16 protein-coding genes are annotated in these 19034 nt (G+C 69.9%); 2 read left to right on the forward strand and 14 right to left on the reverse strand.

Annotated features, from left to right (window positions below):
- Positions 1 to 186: 186 nt before the first annotated feature.
- Complete coding sequence (locus AB0E02_RS32180) at positions 187 to 672, forward strand: hypothetical protein (protein ID WP_362145949.1); 486 nt, start codon at positions 187 to 189, stop codon at positions 670 to 672.
- A gap of 185 nt (positions 673 to 857) precedes the next feature.
- Here the strand turns inward: AB0E02_RS32180 and nuoN are convergent, their stop codons facing one another.
- From nuoN to AB0E02_RS32250, 14 genes are read right to left on the reverse strand one after another with little or no spacing between them, the layout of a single operon-like run.
- On the reverse strand, positions 858 to 2510 hold the full coding sequence (nuoN, locus tag AB0E02_RS32185) for an NADH-quinone oxidoreductase subunit NuoN (protein WP_362145952.1): 1653 nt from the start codon (positions 2508 to 2510) through the stop codon (positions 858 to 860).
- The gene (locus AB0E02_RS32190) at positions 2507 to 4165 is read right to left on the reverse strand and encodes an NADH-quinone oxidoreductase subunit M (protein WP_362145955.1); all 1659 of its coding nucleotides are present in this window, start codon (positions 4163 to 4165) and stop codon (positions 2507 to 2509) included. Before AB0E02_RS32190 ends, nuoN begins: the two co-directional genes overlap by 4 nt.
- A gap of 3 nt (positions 4166 to 4168) precedes the next feature.
- The gene (gene nuoL / locus AB0E02_RS32195) at positions 4169 to 6115 is read right to left on the reverse strand and encodes an NADH-quinone oxidoreductase subunit L (protein WP_362145958.1); all 1947 of its coding nucleotides are present in this window, start codon (positions 6113 to 6115) and stop codon (positions 4169 to 4171) included.
- A 13-nt stretch (positions 6116 to 6128) separates the two neighbouring features.
- Positions 6129 to 6428 (reverse strand): NADH-quinone oxidoreductase subunit NuoK, encoded by a 300-nt coding sequence (nuoK, locus tag AB0E02_RS32200; protein ID WP_030283548.1) that lies wholly within the window; start codon positions 6426 to 6428, stop codon positions 6129 to 6131.
- Entirely contained in the window at positions 6425 to 7288 is an 864-nt protein-coding gene (locus AB0E02_RS32205; RefSeq protein ID WP_362145962.1) for an NADH-quinone oxidoreductase subunit J, read from the reverse strand. Before AB0E02_RS32205 ends, nuoK begins: the two co-directional genes overlap by 4 nt.
- On the reverse strand, positions 7285 to 7902 hold the full coding sequence (nuoI, locus tag AB0E02_RS32210) for an NADH-quinone oxidoreductase subunit NuoI (protein WP_362145965.1): 618 nt from the start codon (positions 7900 to 7902) through the stop codon (positions 7285 to 7287). The genes AB0E02_RS32205 and nuoI overlap by 4 nt, the downstream gene beginning before the upstream one ends.
- Complete coding sequence (gene nuoH, locus AB0E02_RS32215) at positions 7895 to 9283, reverse strand: NADH-quinone oxidoreductase subunit NuoH (RefSeq protein ID WP_362146068.1); 1389 nt, start codon at positions 9281 to 9283, stop codon at positions 7895 to 7897. The genes nuoI and nuoH overlap by 8 nt, the downstream gene beginning before the upstream one ends.
- Entirely contained in the window at positions 9283 to 11787 is a 2505-nt protein-coding gene (locus tag AB0E02_RS32220; RefSeq protein ID WP_362145968.1) for an NADH-quinone oxidoreductase subunit G, read from the reverse strand. The genes nuoH and AB0E02_RS32220 overlap by 1 nt, the downstream gene beginning before the upstream one ends.
- Positions 11784 to 13166, reverse strand: coding sequence for an NADH-quinone oxidoreductase subunit NuoF (nuoF, locus tag AB0E02_RS32225; protein ID WP_362145971.1), 1383 nt, complete (start codon positions 13164 to 13166; stop codon positions 11784 to 11786). The genes AB0E02_RS32220 and nuoF overlap by 4 nt, the downstream gene beginning before the upstream one ends.
- Positions 13166 to 14143: an NADH-quinone oxidoreductase subunit NuoE gene (gene nuoE, locus AB0E02_RS32230; protein ID WP_362145974.1), complete on the reverse strand. Its 978-nt coding sequence runs from the start codon at positions 14141 to 14143 to the stop codon at positions 13166 to 13168. The genes nuoF and nuoE overlap by 1 nt, the downstream gene beginning before the upstream one ends.
- Positions 14140 to 15516: an NADH-quinone oxidoreductase subunit D gene (locus tag AB0E02_RS32235; RefSeq protein ID WP_362145977.1), complete on the reverse strand. Its 1377-nt coding sequence runs from the start codon at positions 15514 to 15516 to the stop codon at positions 14140 to 14142. Before AB0E02_RS32235 ends, nuoE begins: the two co-directional genes overlap by 4 nt.
- Positions 15516 to 16298, reverse strand: a complete 783-nt coding sequence (locus AB0E02_RS32240) for an NADH-quinone oxidoreductase subunit C (RefSeq protein ID WP_362145979.1) — start codon at positions 16296 to 16298, stop codon at positions 15516 to 15518. Before AB0E02_RS32240 ends, AB0E02_RS32235 begins: the two co-directional genes overlap by 1 nt.
- Complete coding sequence (locus tag AB0E02_RS32245; RefSeq protein ID WP_030416193.1) at positions 16295 to 16849, reverse strand: NADH-quinone oxidoreductase subunit B; 555 nt, start codon at positions 16847 to 16849, stop codon at positions 16295 to 16297. The genes AB0E02_RS32240 and AB0E02_RS32245 overlap by 4 nt, the downstream gene beginning before the upstream one ends.
- 9 nt (positions 16850 to 16858) lie before the next feature.
- Positions 16859 to 17218: an NADH-quinone oxidoreductase subunit A gene (locus tag AB0E02_RS32250; protein ID WP_030262580.1), complete on the reverse strand. Its 360-nt coding sequence runs from the start codon at positions 17216 to 17218 to the stop codon at positions 16859 to 16861.
- 747 nt (positions 17219 to 17965) lie between these two features.
- Between AB0E02_RS32250 and AB0E02_RS32255 the strand changes: the two genes are divergently transcribed.
- Positions 17966 to 18760 (forward strand): NlpC/P60 family protein, encoded by a 795-nt coding sequence (locus AB0E02_RS32255; RefSeq protein WP_362145983.1) that lies wholly within the window; start codon positions 17966 to 17968, stop codon positions 18758 to 18760.
- Positions 18761 to 19034 lie beyond the last annotated feature (274 nt).

Below are 19034 nucleotides of genomic sequence, written 5' to 3' on the forward strand. Positions count from 1 at the left end.
CCGATCTTCCCCCCACGCACCCCTCCCCCCACTCCCCTCCCCTCCCCACCCCACCCGCCCACCCCCTACGTCACAGCCCCACACCAACTGCGTACCGGCGTTGATGCAAGAGCGACGACGGGGCGGACGGTGGGGCCGGGGCGCTGTTAGCCTCACGGTCCCTGACCCACAACGGAGGAGACGTACGTGCGCAAGGCAGCACAGATCGCCGGGGCGGCAGCCATCGCCGCGATGCTGCTCAGTGGTTGCGGAAGCAGCGGCGACAACGGCAGCGACAGCAAGCCGAGCAAGACGCCGGAGGCTCCGACGTCGACTCCGGGAGGTGCGGACAAGCCCGCGAGCCCCAAGGCGGTCGAGGGCGCCTGGAAGGCCGGTACGGACAGCAGCCCGCTGGTCCTGGTGATCACCAAGGGCACGGTGGCGTTCAGCAACGGACACAAGTCCGCGTGTCTGGGCAAGGTCCAGGAGATGGCCGGGATGACCATGGCCGCCCTCAAGTGCACCGACGGGGACACCACCCGCACCATGGGCACGCTCAAGGCCGGTGCGGACGGCAAGACCCTGACCGTCGACTGGAAGAACGGTCCCACCGAGAAGTACACCAAGACCGGCGACGGCAGCATGAAGATCCCCGACATGCCCGAGCTGCCGAGCGGGATGCCCAAGAGCTGACCACCGGCCCCGCCGGACCGGCCACTGGACGGTCGGCCGGCCCTGCACGGCGAACGGCCGCCGTCCGGAACCCCCCGAGGGCTCCGGACGGCGGCCGTTGCCGCACGCAGTGAGGCGGTGCACCGTGCGTGCATCCCCGCGGTACCGGTCCAACGGCCGACCGACCGAGGCCGGCCGACCGCCGTTCAGCGCACGAAGACTCCCGCATGCCCGGCCAGTTCGAGGAAGTACTGCGGCGCCAGGCCCAGGACCAGGGTGGCGGTGACGCCGATGGCGATGGCCGTGGAGGTCAGCGGGCTGGGCACCGCCACGGTCGGGCCTTCGGCCTTCGGCTCGTTGAAGAACATCAGGACGATGACGCGGATGTAGAAGAACGCGGCGATGGCGGAGGAGATCACACCGACCACCACCAGCCAGCCCGCGCCGCTCTGCGCGGCCGCCTTGAAGACCGCGAACTTCCCGGCGAAACCGGAGGTCAGCGGGATGCCGGCGAAGGCCAGCAGGAACACCGCGAAGACCGCGGCGACCAGCGGCGAACGCCGGCCGAGACCGGCCCACTTGGACAGCTGGGTGGCCTCGCCGCCCGCGTCCCGCACCAGGGTGACGACCGCGAACGCGCCGAGCGTCACGAAGGAGTACGCGCCCAGGTAGAAGAGCACCGAGGAGACGCCGTCCTTGCTGGTGGCGATGACACCGGCGAGGATGAACCCGGCGTGTGCGATGGAGGAGTACGCCAGCAGCCGCTTGATGTCGGTCTGGGTGATGGCGACGATCGCGCCGCCCAGCATCGTGATGATCGCGATGCCCCACATCACCGGCCGCCAGTCCCAGCGCATGCCGGGCAGGACGACGTACAGCACCCGCAGCAGCGCACCGAACGCGGCGACCTTGGTGGCGGCCGCCATGAAGCCGGTGACCGGCGTCGGGGCGCCCTGGTAGACGTCCGGGGTCCACATGTGGAAGGGGACCGCGCCGACCTTGAACAGCAGGCCCATCAGCACCAGCGCCCCGCCGATCAGCAGCAGTGCGTCGTTGCTCATCGTGCCGGCCAGGGCCGGGTCGATCTGCTTGGCGCCGTCCGAGACGACCTCGGCGATCCCGGCGTACGTCACGGTGCCCGCGTAGCCGTAGAGGAGGGCGACGCCGAACAGGAGGAAGGCGGAGGAGAACGCGCCGAGGAGGAAGTACTTGAGCGCGGACTCCTGCGACAGCAGCCGCTGGCGGCGGGCGAGTGCGCACAGGATGTACAGCGGGAGGGAGAAGACCTCCAGCGCGACGAAGAGCGTCAGCAGGTCGTTGGCCGCCGGGAAGATCAGCATGCCGCCGACCGCGAAGAGCAGGATCGGGAAGACCTCGGTGGTGGTGAAACCGGCCTTCACGGCGGCCTGTTCGGCCTGGCCACCGGGGACGGCCGCGGGCTGGGCGGCGAAGGAGTCGACGTGCCTGCCGTGTGCCGCGGGGTCGAGCCGGCGCTCGGCGAAGGTGAAGACGGCGATCAGGGAGACCAGCAGGATCGTGCCCTGGAGGAACAGCGCGGGGCCGTCGACGGCGACGGCGCCCATCGCGGCGACATGGGCCTTGGACGAGCCGAATCCGGCGGCCGCCAGGCCGATCACCGCGGCGAACGCGGCGGCCAGCGCCACCAGGGACAGCAGCAGCTGGGAGTAGTAGCGGCTGCGGCGCGGGACGAAGGCTTCGATCATGATGCCGAGCACCGCGGCCCCGAGGACGATCAGGGTGGGCGAGAGCTGGGCGTACTCGATGTGCGGCCCCGGGATCTTGCCCGGTGCTCCGGCCGCCGCTGTCCACAGGCTGTGGACACTTGCCACGGAACTCACTTCGCGGCCTCCACATCTTGATCACTCGCGGCGTGACCGGTCCGGCCGCTGCCGGGCACGGCGTTCACCTGCGCAGTGGGCTTGGGGTCCTTCTTGTCCACGACGGACAGGGTGTGCTCGACCGCCGGGTTGACGAGGTCGGTGAGCGGTTTGGGGTACACGCCGAGGAAGAGCAGCAGCGCGATCAGCGGCGCGACCACGACCAGTTCCCGGACCCGCAGGTCGGGCATGGTGCTGACCTCGCTCTTCACCGGCCCGGTCATCGTCCGCTGGTAGAGGACGAGGACGTAGAGCGCGGCGAGGACGATGCCCAGGGTGGCGATGACGCCGATGACCGGGTAGCGGCTGAACGTGCCGACCAGGACGAGGAATTCGCTGACGAACGGGGCCAGACCGGGCAGCGAGAGGGTGGCCAGGCCGCCGATCAGGAACGTGCCGGCGAGCACCGGGGCGACCTTCTGGACGCCGCCGAAGTCCGCGATGAGCCGGGAGCCGCGGCGGCTGATGAGGAAGCCGGCGACCAGCATCAGGGCGGCGGTCGAGATGCCGTGGTTGACCATGTAGAGCGTGGCGCCGCCCTGGCCCTGGGACGTCATGGCGAAGATGCCCAGGATGATGAAGCCGAAGTGGGAGATCGAGGCGTAGGCGATCAGCCGCTTGATGTCCCGCTGGGCGACCGCGAGCAGGGCGCCGTAGACGATGCTGATCAGGGCGAGGACCAGGATGACGGGGGTGGCCCAGCTGCTGGCCTGCGGGAAGAGCTGGAGGCAGAAGCGGAGCATGGCGAAGGTGCCGACCTTGTCGACCACGGCGGTGATCAGGACGGCGACGGGGGCGGTCGATTCGCCCATGGCGCCGGGCAGCCAGGTGTGCAGCGGCCAGAGCGGGGCCTTGACGGCGAAGGCGAAGAAGAAGCCGAGGAACAGCAGGCGTTCGGTGGTGGTGCCGAGGTCCAGTTGCCCGGCGGCGCGGGCCTCGACGATCTGCGTCAGGGAGAAGGTGCCGGTGCCGAGCTGGTCGGCGGTGACGGCGTACAGCCCGATGACCGCGGCCAGCATGATCAGTCCGCCGGCGAGGTTGTAGAGCAGGAACTTCACCGCCGCCTGCGACCTGCGGCCGGCGGAGCGTTCCTCGCCGCCGGCGCCGGCGCGGTCCCCGAAGCCTCCGATGAGGAAGTACATCGGGATCAGCATGGCTTCGAAGAAGATGTAGAAGAGGAAGACGTCGGTGGCCTCGAAGGAGATCACCACCATCGCCTCGACGGCGAGGATCAGGGCGAAGAAGCCCTGGGTGGGCCGCCAGCGCCGGTTGGGCGTGGCCTCCTCCAGCGGGTCGGCGTCGTGCCAGCCGGCCAGGATGACGAACGGGATGAGCAGGGCGGTCAGCGCGATCAGGGCGACCGCGATGCCGTCGACGCCGAGTTCGTAGCGGACCCCGAAGTCGCGGATCCAGGCGTGCGATTCGGTGAGCTGGAAGGGGACCTTGGCGCCGGGGTCGAAGCGGAACGCGACGACCAGGGCCAGCGCGAAGGTGAGCAGGGAGAAGAGCAGCGCGAGCCATTTGGCCGCGGTGCGTTTGGCGGCGGGCAGCGCGGCGGTGGCGATCGCGCCGATCGCCGGTACCACGGCCGTCGCCGTCAGCAGGGGAAACGACATGGCTCAGACACCCCTCATCAGCAGGGTCGCGGCGACGAGTACGGCGGCCCCGCCCAGCATCTGGACCGCGTAGGAGCGGACGAAGCCGCTCTGCAACTGGCGGAGCAGGCCGGAGAGTCCGCCCATGGAGGCGGCCGTGCCGTTGACCGCGCCGTCCACCAGGGTGTGGTCGAGCTGGACGAGGGTGGTGGTCAGGTGGCCGCCGCCGCGGACGAAGACGAGGTCGTTGAAGTCGTCCTGGAGGAGGTCGCGGCGGGCGGCGCGGGTGAGCAGCGATCCGCGGGGGGCGAGCGACGGGACCGGCCGGCGGCCGTACATCAGCCAGGCGACGGCGACGCCGAGGAGGAGGACGGCGATGGTGGCGGCGGTGACGGTCGTGGCGCTGACCGGGGAGTGGCCGTGCGCGAAGGAGGTCACGGGCTCCAGCCACTTCACGAAGGCTTCGTTGAGGCTGAACAGGCCGCCGGCGAAGACCGATCCGATGGCCAGCACGATCATGGGGAGGGTCATGACCTTCGGCGACTCGTGCGGGTGCGGCGGAGCGTACTCGCCCCTGGTCTCGGCCGCGGGCTCGACGGAGGGCTGGTCGGGCGACGGGGTGGGTGCCTTGCGCCAGCGCTCCTCGCCGAAGAAGGTCATCAGCATCACCCGGGTCATGTAGAACGCGGTGATCGCGGCGCCCAGGAGGGCCGCGCCGCCGAGGATCCAGCCTTCGGTGCCGCCCTTGGCGAACGCCGCCTCGATGATCTTGTCCTTGGAGAAGAAGCCGGACAGGCCGGGGAAGCCGATGATCGCGAGATAGCCGAGGCCGAAGGTGACGAAGGTGACCGGCATGTACTTGCGCAGGCCGCCGTAACGGCGCATGTCCACCTCGTCGTTCATGCCGTGCATCACCGAGCCGGCGCCGAGGAAGAGGCCCGCCTTGAAGAAACCGTGGGTGACCAGGTGCATGATCGCGAAGGCGTAGCCGATCGGGCCCAGGCCGGCCGCCAGGATCATGTAGCCGATCTGCGACATCGTCGAGCCGGCCAGGGCCTTCTTGATGTCGTCCTTGGCGCAACCGACGATCGCACCGAAGAGGAGGGTGACCGCGCCGACCGCGACGACGGCGGTCTGGGCGTCCGGTGCGGCATTGAAGATCGCTCCGGAGCGGGTGATCAGGTACACGCCGGCGGTGACCATCGTGGCGGCGTGGATCAGGGCGGAGACCGGGGTGGGGCCCTCCATGGCGTCCCCGAGCCAGGACTGCAGCGGCACTTGGGCGGACTTGCCGCAGGCGGCCAGCAGCAGCATCAGTCCGATGGCGGTGAGCTTGCCCTCGGAGGTGGCGCCGGTGGAGGCGAGCACCGGGCCGAACGCGAACGTCCCGAACGTCGTGAACATCAGCATGATCGCGATGGACAGGCCCATGTCGCCGACGCGGTTGACGAGGAACGCCTTCTTGGCGGCGGTGGCCGCGCTCGGCTTGTGCTGCCAGAAGCCGATGAGGAGGTACGAGGCGAGGCCGACGCCCTCCCAACCGACGTACAGCAGGAGGTAGTTGTCGGCGAGGACGAGCAGCAGCATCGCCGCGAGGAAGAGGTTGAGGTAGCCGAAGAAGCGGCGGCGCCGTTCGTCGTGCTCCATGTAGCCGATCGAGTAGACGTGGATCAGTGAGCCGACGCCGGTGATCAGCAGGACGAAGGTCATGGACAGCTGGTCGAGCTGGAAGGCGACGTCGGCCCGGAAGCCGCCGACCGGGATCCAGGTGAACAGGTGCTGGTGCAGCGCCCGGTGGTCGGCGCTCCTGCCGAGCATGTCGGCGAAGAGCGCCACTCCGACGGCGAACGACGCCGCCGCGAAGAGGGTGCCGATCCAGTGGCCGGTGCGGTCGAGCCGTTTTCCGCCGCACAGCAGCAGGGCCGCACCGACCAGCGGTGCCGCGACGAGCAGCGCGATCAAGTTCTCCACTTTGGGCGACCCCTTACAGCTTCATCAGGCTGGCGTCGTCGACCGAGGCCGTATGACGGGTGCGGAAGATCGTCACGATGATCGCCAGGCCGACCACGACCTCGGCCGCGGCGACGACCATCGTGAAGAAGGCGATGATCTGGCCGTCCAGATTCCCGTGCAGGCGGGAGAAGGTGACGAAGGCGAGGTTGCAGGCGTTGAGCATCAGCTCGATGCACATGAACACCACGATGGCGTTCCGCCTGATCAGGACCCCGGCCGCGCCGATGGTGAACAGCAGGGCGGCGAGATAGAGGTAGTAGACCGGGTTCATTTCTTGGCCCCCTCCTTGTGCTCCTTCGGCGACGCGCCACCGGACGGCGGGGCTTCGGGCTGCTCGCCGGAGCCGCGGCCCAGCCAGTCCTCGGAGCGCCGCTCCAGCGCCTTGAGGTCGGCGAGCGACTCGCGGGAGACGTCCCGGATCTGGCCGCGGTCGCGCAGCGTCGGACTGACGGTCAGCTCGGACGGGGTGCCGTCGGGCAGCAGGCCGGGGATGTCCACGGCGTTGTGCCGGGCGTAGACGCCGGGGGCGGGCAGCGGCGGCACCTGCTTGCCCTCGCGGACGCGGGCCTCGGACTGCTCGCGCTGGGTTTTGGCGCGCTCGGTGCGCTCCCGGTGGGTGAGCACCATCGCGCCGACGGCCGCGGTGATCAGCAGGGCGCCGGTGATTTCGAAGGCGAAGACGTACTTGGTGAAGATGAGCGCGGCCAGGCCCTGGACGTTGCCTCCGGCGTTGGCCTCGCCCAGGCCGTTGAACTCCTTGAGGGAGGCGTTGCCGATGCCGGCGATCAGCAGGATGCCGAAGCCGAGGCCCAGTCCGGCGGCCAGCCAGCGCTGGCCCTTGAGCGTCTCCTTGAGGGAGTCCGCGGCGGTGACCCCGACCAGCATGACGACGAACAGGAACAGCATCATGATCGCGCCGGTGTAGACGACGATCTGCACGACGCCGAGGAAGTACGCGCCGTTGGCGAGGTAGAAGACCGCCAGGACGATCATGGTGCCGGCGAGCGACAGGGCGCTGTGCACGGCCCGCTTCATCAGGATCGTGCAGAGGGCGCCGACGACGGCGACGGTGCCCAGGAGCCAGAACTGCACGGCCTCGCCGGTGGAGGCCGCGGCGGCGAGGGAGATCATCGCTCGGTCACCTCCCGCGCGGCGGGCTCCTGCGGGCCGGTCGTGGCAGCGGCTTCCTGGGGCTGCTCGCCCTTGGAGCGGGCCACTTGACGGACCGTCCCCGGGGCGGCCTCGGTCACCAGGCCGTTGTAGTAGTCCTTCTCCGTCATGCCGGGGTGGATGGCATGCGGCGTGTCGACCATCGTGTCCTCCAGGCCGGCGAGCAGCTCCTCCTTGGTGTAGATGAGCGAGGCGCGGGACCGGTCGGCGAGTTCGTACTCATTGGTCATGGTCAGTGCGCGGGTGGGGCAGGCCTCCACGCACAGGCCGCACAGGATGCAGCGCAGGTAGTTGATCTGGTAGACGCGGCCGTAGCGCTCGCCCGGGGAGTAGCGCTCCTCGTCGGTGTTGTCCGCGCCCTCGACGTAGATCGCGTCGGCCGGGCAGGCCCAGGCGCACAGCTCGCAGCCGATGCACTTCTCCAGCCCGTCGGGGTGGCGGTTGAGCTGATGGCGGCCGTGGAAGCGCGGCGCCGTCGGCTTCTTCTCCTCCGGGTACTGCTCGGTCAGCCGCTTCTTGAACATGGCCTTGAAGGTCACGCCGAAGCCGGCCACGGGGTTCTGGAACTCAGGCACCGTCGCCCCCCTTTCCGTCGGTTGCGTTTCCGTCACTGACAGTGTCCACCCGACCACTGACAATCAACTCGCGGTCTCCCCCGCGCGGGCGCCGGCGCGGCACCGGCGGCAGGCTCTGTCCGGGCAGTGGCGGCACCGGGAACCCGCCGGCCATCGGGTCGAACGCCCCCTCGCCGTCCGGCTCCTCCTCCTTCTCACCGCGCCGGAAGAAGTCCACGAGCAGCGAGACCAGCAGCAGCGCGACCGCGCCGCCGGCGACGTAGAGCACGATCTGGGAGAAGTCGTAGCCCTCGTTCTTCAGTGCCCGGACGGTGGCGACGAGCATCAGCCAGACCAGCGAGATCGGGATGAGGACCTTCCAGCCCAGCTTCATCAGCTGGTCGTAGCGCACCCGGGGGAGCGTGCCGCGCAGCCAGATGAAGAAGAACAGCAGCAGCTGCACCTTGATCGTGAACCACAGCATCGGCCACCAGCCGTGGTTGGCGCCCTCCCAGAACGCCGAGATCGGGTACGGGGCCCGCCAGCCGCCGAGGAAGAGGGTGGTCGCGACCGCCGAGACCGTCACCATGTTCACGTACTCGGCGAGCATGAACATCGCGAACTTGATGGACGAGTACTCGGTGTTGAAGCCGCCGACGAGGTCGCCCTCGGACTCCGGCATGTCGAACGGCGCCCGGTTGGTCTCCCCCACCATCGTGGCGATGTAGATGAGGAACGACACCGGCAGCAGCAGGATGTACCACCTGTTCGCCTGCGCCTCCACGATGGTGGAGGTCGACATCGACCCGGAGTACAGGAAGACCGAGGCGAAGGCGGCGCCCATCGCGATCTCGTACGAGATCATCTGCGCGCACGAGCGGAGACCGCCCAGCAGCGGGTACGTCGAGCCGGAGGACCAGCCCGCCAGCACGATGCCGTAGATGCCGATCGACGCGGTGGCCAGGATGTAGAGGATGCCGATGGGCAGGTCGGTCAGCTGCATCGTGGTGCGCTGGCCGAAGATCGAGACCTCGTTGTCGGCCGGGCCGAACGGGATCACCGCGATCGCCATGAACGCCGGGATGGCCGCCACGATCGGCGCGAGGACGTAGACGACCTTGTCGGCCCGCCGGACGACCAGGTCCTCCTTCAGCATCAGCTTGATGCCGTCGGCGAGCGACTGGAGCATGCCCCAGGGCCCGTGCCGGTTGGGGCCGATGCGCAACTGCATCCAGGCGACGACCTTGCGCTCCCACACGATGGAGAACAGCACGGTCAGCATCAGGAACGCGAAGCAGAAGACCGCCTTGACGACGACCAGCCACCACGGGTCGCGGCCGAACATCGACAGGTCCTCCTGGGCCAGCGCGGTCTGCGCGGCGGCCAGTTGACCGAGCTGCATCATGCGTCCACCTCCTTGGCCGGCTCCGGCGTGCCCGGGGCGGCGGAGATCCTCACCAGTTCGCCGGGGCGCGCACCGGTGTCGGCGGCGACGCCCCCGCCCGTGGAGTTGAGCGGCAGCCACACCACCCGGTCGGGCATCGGCGTGACCGCGAGCGGCAGCCGCACCGAGCCGGCCGGCCCGCTGACCGCCAGCAGGTCGCCGTCCTTGACGCCGGTCTCGGCGGCGGTGGCCTCCGACATCCGGGCGACGGCGGCGTGCCGGGTGCCGGCCAGCGCCTCGTCGCCTTCCTGGAGGACGCCCTGGTCCAGCAGCAGCCGGTGCCCGGCGAGCACCGCCTCGCCGGTGCCGGGCCGGGGCAGCGGCCGCCCGGTCTCCAGCGGGTCGGCCGCGTACGGGCCGTCCCAGCTGCCGAGCCGGGTCAGTTCGCGGCGTACGGAGGCGACGTCCGGCAGCGCCAGGTGGACGTCGAGGGCGTCGGCGAGCATGTGCAGCACCCGGGAGTCCGGCAGCAGATGGCGGCGGGTCATCTGGTCGGGCTTGAGCGCGGCGTCGAACAGCCGGGCCCGGCCCTCCCAGTTGAGGAACGTTCCGGCCTTCTCCACCACGGCCGCCACCGGGAGGACCACATCGGCCCGCTCGGTGACGGCGGAGGGCCGCAGCTCCAGGCTGACCAGGAAACCGACCTCGTCCAGGGCGGTCAGTGCCCGGGCCGGGTCCGGCAGGTCGGCGACCTCGACACCGGCCACCAGCAGCGCGCTCAGCTCACCGGTCGCCGCGGCCTCGATGATCTGGCCGGTGTCCCGGCCGTGCCGGTGAGGCAGCGCGGCCACGCCCCAGGCGGCGGCGACCTCGTCGCGGGCCCGCGGGTCGGTGGCCGGCCGGCCGCCGGGCAGCAGCCCCGGCAGCGCGCCCGCCTCCACGGCGCCGCGTTCGCCCGCCCGCCGTGGGATCCACACCAGCCGCGCGCCGGTCGCGGTGGCGGCGCGTACCGCGGCGGTCAGCGCGCCCGGCACCGCCGCCAGCCGCTCACCGACGACGATCACCGCGCCGTCCACGCGCAGCGCCTCGGCCGCGGCCTGCCCCTCGCCCGAGAGGCCGGCGTCGCCGGCCAGCGCGTCCAGCCATTCCGTTTCGGTGCCGGGCGCGGCCGGCAGCAGCGTCCCGCCGGCCTTGATCAGGCCGCGGGAGGCGTAGGCGGCGAGCCCGAAGGTGCGCTGCCCGTACTTGCGGTGGGCCTTGCGCAGCCGCAGGAAGACGCCGGGCGCCTCCTCCTCCGCCTCGATGCCCGCCAACAGCACGGCCGGCGCCTTCTCCAGGGCGGTGTACGTGACCCCGCCGCCACCGAGGTCACGGCCGCGGCCGGCGACCCGGGCGGCCAGGAAGTCCGCCTCCTCGGCGCTGTGCACCCGCGCCCGGAAGTCGATGTCGTTGGTGTGCAGCGCGATCCGGGCGAACTTGGCGTACGCGTAGGCGTCCTCGACGGTGAGCCGGCCGCCGGTCAGCACACCGGTACGGCCCTTGGCCGCGGCCAGCCCGCGGGCCGCGGCGTCCAGGGCCGCCGGCCAGCTCGCCGGCTCCAGTTCCCCGGACTCCGCATTGCGCACCAACGGGTGCTCCAGCCGGTCACGCTGCTGCGCGTACCGGAAGGCGAAGCGCCCCTTGTCGCAGACCCACTCCTCGTTGACCTCCGGGTCCTGGGCGGCCAGCCGCCGCATGACCTTGCCGCGCCGGTGGTCGGTGCGCGTCGCGCAGCCGCCCGCGCAGTGCTCGCACACCGACGGCGACGACACCAGGTCGAAGGGGCGGGAGCGGAAGCGGTAGGCGGCCGAGGTGAGCGCGCCGACCGGGCAGATCTGGATGGTGTTGCCGGAGAAGTACGACTGGAAGGGATCGCCCTCCCCCGTGCCGACCTGCTGGAGCGCGCCGCGCTCGACCAGCTCGATCATCGGGTCGCCGGCGATCTGGTTGCTGAAGCGGGTGCACCGCGCACACAGCACGCAGCGCTCGCGGTCCAGCAGCACCTGGGTGGAGATCGGCACCGGCTTGGCGAACGTGCGCTTCTTGCCCTCGAAGCGCGAGTCCGGGTCGCCGACCTGCATCGCCTGGTTCTGCAGCGGGCACTCGCCGCCCTTGTCGCAGACCGGGCAGTCCAGCGGGTGGTTGATCAGCAGCAGCTCCATCACGCCGCGCTGCGCCTTCTCGGCCACCGGGGACGTCAGCTGCGACTTGACGACCATGCCGTCGGTGCAGGTGATCGTGCAGGACGCCATCGGCTTGCGCTGGCCCTCGACCTCGACGATGCACTGCCGGCAGGCGCCCGCCGGGTCCAGCAGCGGGTGGTCGCAGAAGCGCGGGATCTCGATGCCGAGGAGTTCGGCGGCGCGGATGACCAGCGTCCCCTTGGGGACGGAGATCTCGATGCCGTCGATCGTCAGGGTGACGAGGTCCTCCGGGGGGACGGCGGCGGAGCCGTTGCTCGACCCCGTTGTGGTGACGGTCATGCATTCACCCCCAGGTGAGCGTCGTTGTCGGCCCACAGGGTCGACTTGGCGGGGTCGAACGGGCAGCCCCGGCCGGTGATGTGCTGCTCGTACTCCTCGCGGAAGTACTTGAGCGAGGAGAAGATGGGCGAGGCGGCGCCGTCGCCGAGCGCGCAGAACGACTTGCCGTTGATGTTGTCGGCGATGTCGGCGATCTTGTCGAGGTCGGCCGTCCGGGCCCTGCCCGCCTCGATGTCGCGCAGCAACTGCACCAGCCAGTACGTCCCTTCACGGCACGGTGTGCACTTGCCGCAGGACTCGTGCGCGTAGAACTCGGTCCAGCGGGTGACCGCCCGCACCACACAGGTGGTCTCGTCGAAGCACTGCAGCGCCTTGGTGCCGAGCATCGAGCCGGCCGCACCGACGCCCTCGTAGTCGAGGGGCACATCGAGGTGCTCGTCGGTGAACATCGGCGTGGAGGAGCCGCCGGGCGTCCAGAACTTCAGCCGGTGGCCGCGGCGCATCCCGCCGCTCATGTCGAGCAGCTGGCGCAGGGTGATGCCCAACGGGGCTTCGTACTGGCCCGGGTTGGTGACGTGGCCGCTGAGCGAGTAGAGCGTGAAGCCCGGGGACTTCTCACTGCCCATCGACCTGAACCAGTCTTTTCCTTTGGCGAGGATCGCGGGAACCGACGCGATGGATTCGACGTTGTTCACGACAGTGGGGCAGGCGTAGAGGCCGGCCACCGCCGGGAAGGGGGGACGCAGCCGGGGCTGTCCGCGACGGCCCTCCAGGGAATCCAGCAGCGCGGTTTCCTCACCGCAGATGTACGCGCCGGCGCCCGCGTGCACGATCACGTCCAGGTCGAGTCCCGACCCCAGGATGTTCTTTCCGAGGAAGCCCGCCGCGTAGGCCTCGCGCACGGCTTCGTGCAGCCGGCGCAGTACGGGTACGACCTCGCCGCGCAGATAGATGAAGGCGTGGTGCGCACGGATCGCGTGACAGGCGATCACGATGCCTTCGATGAGGGCATGCGGGTTCGCGAAGAGGAGGGGGATGTCCTTGCAGGTCCCCGGCTCCGATTCGTCGGCGTTGACAACGAGATAGTGCGGTTTGCCGTCGCCCTGCGGAATGAACTGCCATTTCATTCCGGTGGGGAAGCCCGCGCCGCCGCGGCCGCGCAGACCGGAGTCCTTGACGTAGGCGATGACGTCGTCGGGGGACATCGCGAGCGCCTTGCGCAGGCCCTCGTAGCCCTCGTGCCGGCGGTAGGTTTCCAGCGTCCAGGACTCGGGCTGGTCCCAGAAGGCGGACAGGACGGGCACGAGGAGCTTCTCGGGGCTGGCCTCTCCCCCGGCCGGTGGCCGGGAGGAGCCCCCGTATTCGGCTGCCACGGTCATCACTCCCCCTCCTCTGCTGTGGGCCCGGCCGTATCGTCGCCGCGGGGCGGAGCCCCTTCGTCCGGGGCGGTGGTGGGAGACGGGTGGGCCTCGTCGGAGGCCGAGGTTTCCTGCGGGGCGTCGTGGGAGCTGGGGTGTCCCGCGGGTGCCTGTTCGCCGGGGTGGCCGGCGGGGGGTTCACCGGCGGTGCCCTCCTCGGGGCGGCCGCCCTCGCCGGCACGGGGCGAGACGACGTGATCGGCGCCGGCGCCACGGCCGGGCGCGGCCTCCCCCTTGGCGAGGCGGAGCCCGATCAGCGAGGCGGGCCCGGCGCCCCCGGTGGCGGCGGTGGCGCCCGGCCGCTCGTCGGGGAATCCTGCGAGGATCCGAGCCGTCTCCTGGAAGGTGCACAGCGGTGCGCCGCGGGTGGGCGCGACGGGCCGGCCGGCCCGCAGGTCGTCGACGAGCTGCCGGGCGGACTCCGGTGTCTGGTTGTCGAAGAACTCCCAGTTGACCATCACCACGGGCGCGAAGTCGCAGGCGGCGTTGCACTCGATGTGTTCGAGGGTGACGGCGCCGTCCTCGGTGGTCCCGCCGTTGGCGACGCCGAGGTGCTCCTGGAGCTCCTCGAAGATGGCGTCGCCGCCCATCACCGCACACAGCGTGTTGGTGCAGACCCCGACCTGGTAGTCGCCGCCGGCCTTGCGCCGGTACATGGAGTAGAAGGTCGAGACGGCGGTGACCTCGGCGGTGGTCAGGTCCAGCAGTTCGGCGCAGAAGCGGATGCCGGTGCGGGTGACGTGCCCGTCCTCGGCCTGGACGAGGTGCAGCAGCGGCAGCAGCGCCGAGCGCGGGCCGGGGTAGCGGGCGATCACCTCCTTGGCGTCCGCCTCCAGCCGGGCCCGGACGTCGGCCGGGTAGTCGGGGGCGGGGAGCGCGGGCATCCCCAGGCTGGTGGGGCTTGCGGGGGCTCCCTGCGGAGAAGACGCAGTGGTCACCGGTCGACGCCTCCCATCACGGGGTCGATGGACGCGACGGCGACGATGACGTCGGCGACCTGGCCGCCTTCGCACATCGCCGCCATGGCCTGCAGGTTGGTGAAGGACGGGTCGCGGAAGTGCACCCGGTAGGGGCGGGTGCCACCGTCGCTGACCGCGTGCACGCCCAGTTCGCCCTTGGGTGACTCGACGGCCGCGTAGGCCTGTCCGGGCGGGACCCGGAAGCCCTCGGTCACGAGCTTGAAGTGGTGGATCAGGGCCTCCATCGAGGTGCCCATGATCTTCTTGATGTGGTCGAGGGAGTTGCCGAGGCCGTCCGGGCCGAGCGCCAGCTGGGCGGGCCAGGCGATCTTCTTGTCGGCGACCATCACCGGCCCCGGTTCGAGCCGGTCCAGGCACTGCTCGATGATCCGCAGCGACTGCCGCATCTCCTCCAGCCGCACCAGGAACCGCCCGTAGGCGTCGCAGGTGTCGGCGGTCGGGATGTCGAACTCGTAGTCCTCGTAACCGCAGTACGGCTGCGTCTTGCGCAGATCGTGCGGCAGGCCGGCGGAGCGCACGATCGGCCCGGTGGCGCCGGTGGCCATGCAGCCGGCCAGGTCGAGGTAGCCGATGCCTTCCATGCGGCCCTTGAAGACCGGGTTGCCGGTGGCGAGCTTGTCGTACTCGGGGAGGTTCTTGCGCATCTTCTTGACGAAGGCGCGCACCTGGTCGACGGCGCCCGGGGGCAGGTCCTGGGCCAGGCCGCCGGGCCGGATGTAGGCGTGGTTCATCCGCAGGCCGGTGATCAGCTCGTAGATGTCGAGGATCAGCTCGCGGTCCCGGAAGCCGTAGATCATGATCGTGGTGGCGCCCAGCTCCATGCCGCCGGTGGCGATGCACACCAGGTGGGAGGAGAGCCGGTTGAGTTCCATCAGCATCACGCGGACGACCGAGGCCCGGTCGGGGACGTCGTCGGTGATGCCGAGCAGCTTCTCCACGGCCAGGCAGTAGGCCGTCTCGTTGAAGAAGGGGGTGAGGTAATCCATCCTCGTGACGAAGGTGGTGCCCTGCGTCCAGGTCCGGTATTCGAGGTTCTTCTCGATGCCGGTGTGCAGATAGCCGATGCCGCAGCGGGCCTCGGTGACGGTCTCCCCGTCGATCTCCAGGATCAGCCGGAGCACGCCGTGCGTGGACGGGTGCTGCGGCCCCATGTTGACGATGATCCGCTCGTCGTCGGACTTCGCCGCGGACGCCGCGATCTCGTCCCAGTCGCCGCCGGTGACGTTGTAGACGGTGCCCTCGGTGGTCTCCCGGGCGAGCGACTCGGTGGTGTCGAAGTCGCTGGAGGTGCGGTGGCCGTTCGGGGAGTGGGAGTGCGGTGCAGTAGTCATCAGCTGTACGACCTCCGCTGGTCGGGAGCCGGGATCTGGGCGCCCTTGTACTCGACGGGAATGCCGCCGAGCGGGTAGTCCTTGCGCTGCGGGAAGCCCTGCCAGTCGTCCGGCATCATGATCCGGGTCAGCGCGGGATGGCCGTCGAAGACCAGGCCGAAGAAGTCGTAGGTCTCGCGCTCGTGCCAGTCGTTGGTCGGGTAGACCGCGACGAGCGAGGGGATGTGCGGGTCCGTGTCCGGCGCGGAGACCTCCAGCCGGATCAGCCGGTTGTGGGTGATCGAGCGCAGGTGGTAGACGGCGTGCAGCTCACGGCCCTTGTCGCCGGGGAAGTGGACGCCGCTGACGCCGGTACACAGCTCGAAGCGGAGCGCCGGGTCGTCGCGCAGGGTCCGGGCGACCGTCGGCAGGTACTCCCGCTCGATGTGGAAGGTCAGCTCGCCGCGGTCGACGACGGTCTTGTCGATGACGTTCTCGGGGACCAGGCCCTGTTCGTCGAGGGCGCCTTCGAGTTCGTCGGCGATCTCGTCGAAGTCCCCGTACGCGCCCGGGGCGCCGGGCCCGCCGTACGGCCGGGAGGTCGCGCCGGGCAGCCGGACGGTCCGGACCAGGCCGCCGTAGCCGCTGGTGTCGCCGCCGTTGTCGGCGCCGAACATCCCGCGCCGGGTGGCGATCACCTCGCCGGTGTCGTCGCGCTGCGCCGGGACGGCGTCGTCGTCGGCGTTGTTGGCGTTGTTGCCGTTCGGCTCGTCCGGACGCTCGGGGTTCTTCTGCTCACTCACCGCAGCAGCCCCTTCATCTCGATCAGCGGGAGCGCCTTGAGCGCGGCTTCCTCGGCCTCGCGGGCGGCCTGCTGCTGGTTGACCCCGAGCTTGGTGTGCTGGATCTTGTCGTGCAGCTTGAGGATCGCGTCCATCAGCATTTCGGGGCGCGGCGGGCAGCCCGGGAGATAGATGTCGACGGGCACGATGTGGTCGACGCCCTGCACGATCGCGTAGTTGTTGAACATGCCGCCCGAGGAGGCGCAAACCCCCATGGAGATCACCCACTTCGGGTTCGGCATCTGGTCGTAGACCTGCCGCAGCACGGGGGCCATCTTCTGGCTGACCCGGCCGGCCACGATCATCAGATCCGCCTGCCGCGGGGAGCCGCGGAAGACCTCCATGCCGAAGCGGGCCAGGTCGTAGCGCCCGGCGCCGGTCGTCATCATCTCGATGGCGCAGCAGGCCAGCCCGAAGGTCGCCGGGAAGACCGATGACTTGCGCACCCAGCCCGCGGCCTGTTCGACGGTGGTCAGCAGGAAGCCGCTGGGCAGCTTCTCTTCAAGTCCCATGGGTGGCCCCTAGTCCCATTCCAGGCCGCCGCGACGCCATACGTAGGCGTAGGCGACGAAGACGGTGAGCGCGAAGAGGAGCATCTCGACGAGCCCGAACAGTCCCAGGGCGTCGAAGGTGACGGCCCAGGGATAGAGGAAGACGATCTCGATGTCGAAGACGATGAAGAGCATCGCCGTCAGGTAGTACTTGATCGGGAAGCGGCCGCCACCGGACGGTTGTGGCGTCGGCTCGATCCCGCATTCGTACGCCTCGAGCTTGGCCCGGTTGTAGCGCCTGGGCCCGACGAGCGTGGCCATGACGACGGAGAAGATCGCAAAGCCTGCCCCGAGGGCTCCTAGTACGAGGATGGGCGCGTAAGCGTTCACCGTCCTCGCTCCCTTCAGTCGACGATGACTGGATGGCGGTCCGCCCGGGCCCGCTCGCCGCCCCTCGGAGATCGTGCACATGTGAGGCAGTTCACAAGCCCGAACCGCCTGCATCTTATGCCTGCTGGTCTGTGATCTGCGACACGGGGGTGAACAACGCCTTTGTGATCTTCACCACCCGGCGAAGGATCATGAAGCCGGATGAGCGGTGATCTTCATACGTGAAGCACGCGAGTGATCACCAGAGGTGACATTCACACGGGTTACCGCTGGTCAGCGCGGAATGGCCAATATCAAGTGGTGCCCGCCCAGGGCAAATTGGCGAGCGGCCGCCCCAACTGATATAGGCGGGCCGCCTCGTGGTCGTGACCCGCTCGTGACCCCGCCGTGATCGCCGGCACGTGCCCACGTTCACGAACTCCGGCCACTGTCGGGTCACGGGGGCATAACGGCCCGGATCACGGGAACATAACGGACACTCAAGAGTGACCTATCCCACGCTATTTCGTGCAGTAAGTCCTTGACGCCTGGGAAGCCTTGGCGTGGCGCGTAGGGAAGTGGTAAGCCCCCTCGGAGCCCCTACGGACCCTCAAATGCCGTGCGTAGGAACATGATCGCGAAATTCGGACATCCCGCCGGCGGAGCCGTCAGCGGCAAAAAGTCCCTTTTATTCATCGCGTACGCGTCAAGTGTGGCGCACTGCACTCTTGTTGGCAGCAACCAGCGCCTCCTGATAGCCGTTGGGCCATGTCCCCGAACGCACTCATACCCAGCCACCGGAAGCCCCGCCGCCCTTCCGCGTCCTCCCGGGCGCTGCGCGCGGGTGTGACCGGTGGCTTCCTCACCCTCGCGGTGACCGGCGCGACCGTGCCGGCCAACGCCGCGGAAAAGCCCGTCTCCGAGACCCAGGAGATGCCGACGATCACGACGGCGCTGGCAACCAGCGCCGCCCAGAGCGCCGACACCGCCGAGCAGGTCGCGTTCAACTACGAGCGCCAGGCGCTCCAGGACAGTGCCCTCTCGCACGCCGCCAAGGCAGCGGAGAAGCACAAGGCCGAGGCCGTGAAGAAGGCCAAGGCCGAGGCGAAGAAGAAGGCCGAGGAGGCCCGCAAGGCCAAGGAGGCCGCCCAGGCCCGGGCCTCGCGCTCCGCCGAGCGGACCGCCCTGTCGGCGACGTCCCACGCCACCGGCTCCACCGCCACCCTCGTCTCCTTCCTCAAGGCCCAGCTGGGCAAGGCGTACGTCATGGGCGCCAGCGGCCCCTCCTCGTACGACTGCTCCGGCCTCACCCAGGCCGCCTTCAGCCAGATCGGCATCGACCTGCCGCGCGTGTCGCAGGACCAGTCGACGCAGGGCACCCAGGTCGGCCTCGACAACCTCCAGGTCGGCGACATCCTCTACTGGGGCAGCGCCGGCAGCGCCTACCACGTCGCCGTCTACGTCGGGAACGGCAACTTCATCGGCGCCCAGAACCCGAGCAGCGGCATCGTCGAGCGCCCGCTCAGCTACGACATGCCGACCGGCGCGGTGCGCGTCCTGTAGGACCCCCCGTCGGGCCATCGGCTCCGGCAGCACCAGCACGTACGTGGACCGTACGAGGACCGTACGAGGACCGCCTCTCCTTCGGGAGGGGCGGTCTTTCGCGTGGCAAGCGGCGGTCTTTTGCGCGGCACCGGAGGGTGGTTGTCCGGAATTCGGGTTGGTCGTCCGTATCGCGCGTCACCGAGGGGCGGTGCGCGCCGTTGCACCTCTCGCCATGTCCGTACCCCGCACCGGGCACGAGAGAGGGATCCCGCGCACCGATGACCACGCGCAC

The sequence above is a fragment of the Streptomyces sp. NPDC048196 genome (assembly GCF_040652715.1).
Lineage (GTDB): Bacteria > Actinomycetota > Actinomycetes > Streptomycetales > Streptomycetaceae > Streptomyces > Streptomyces siderophoricus.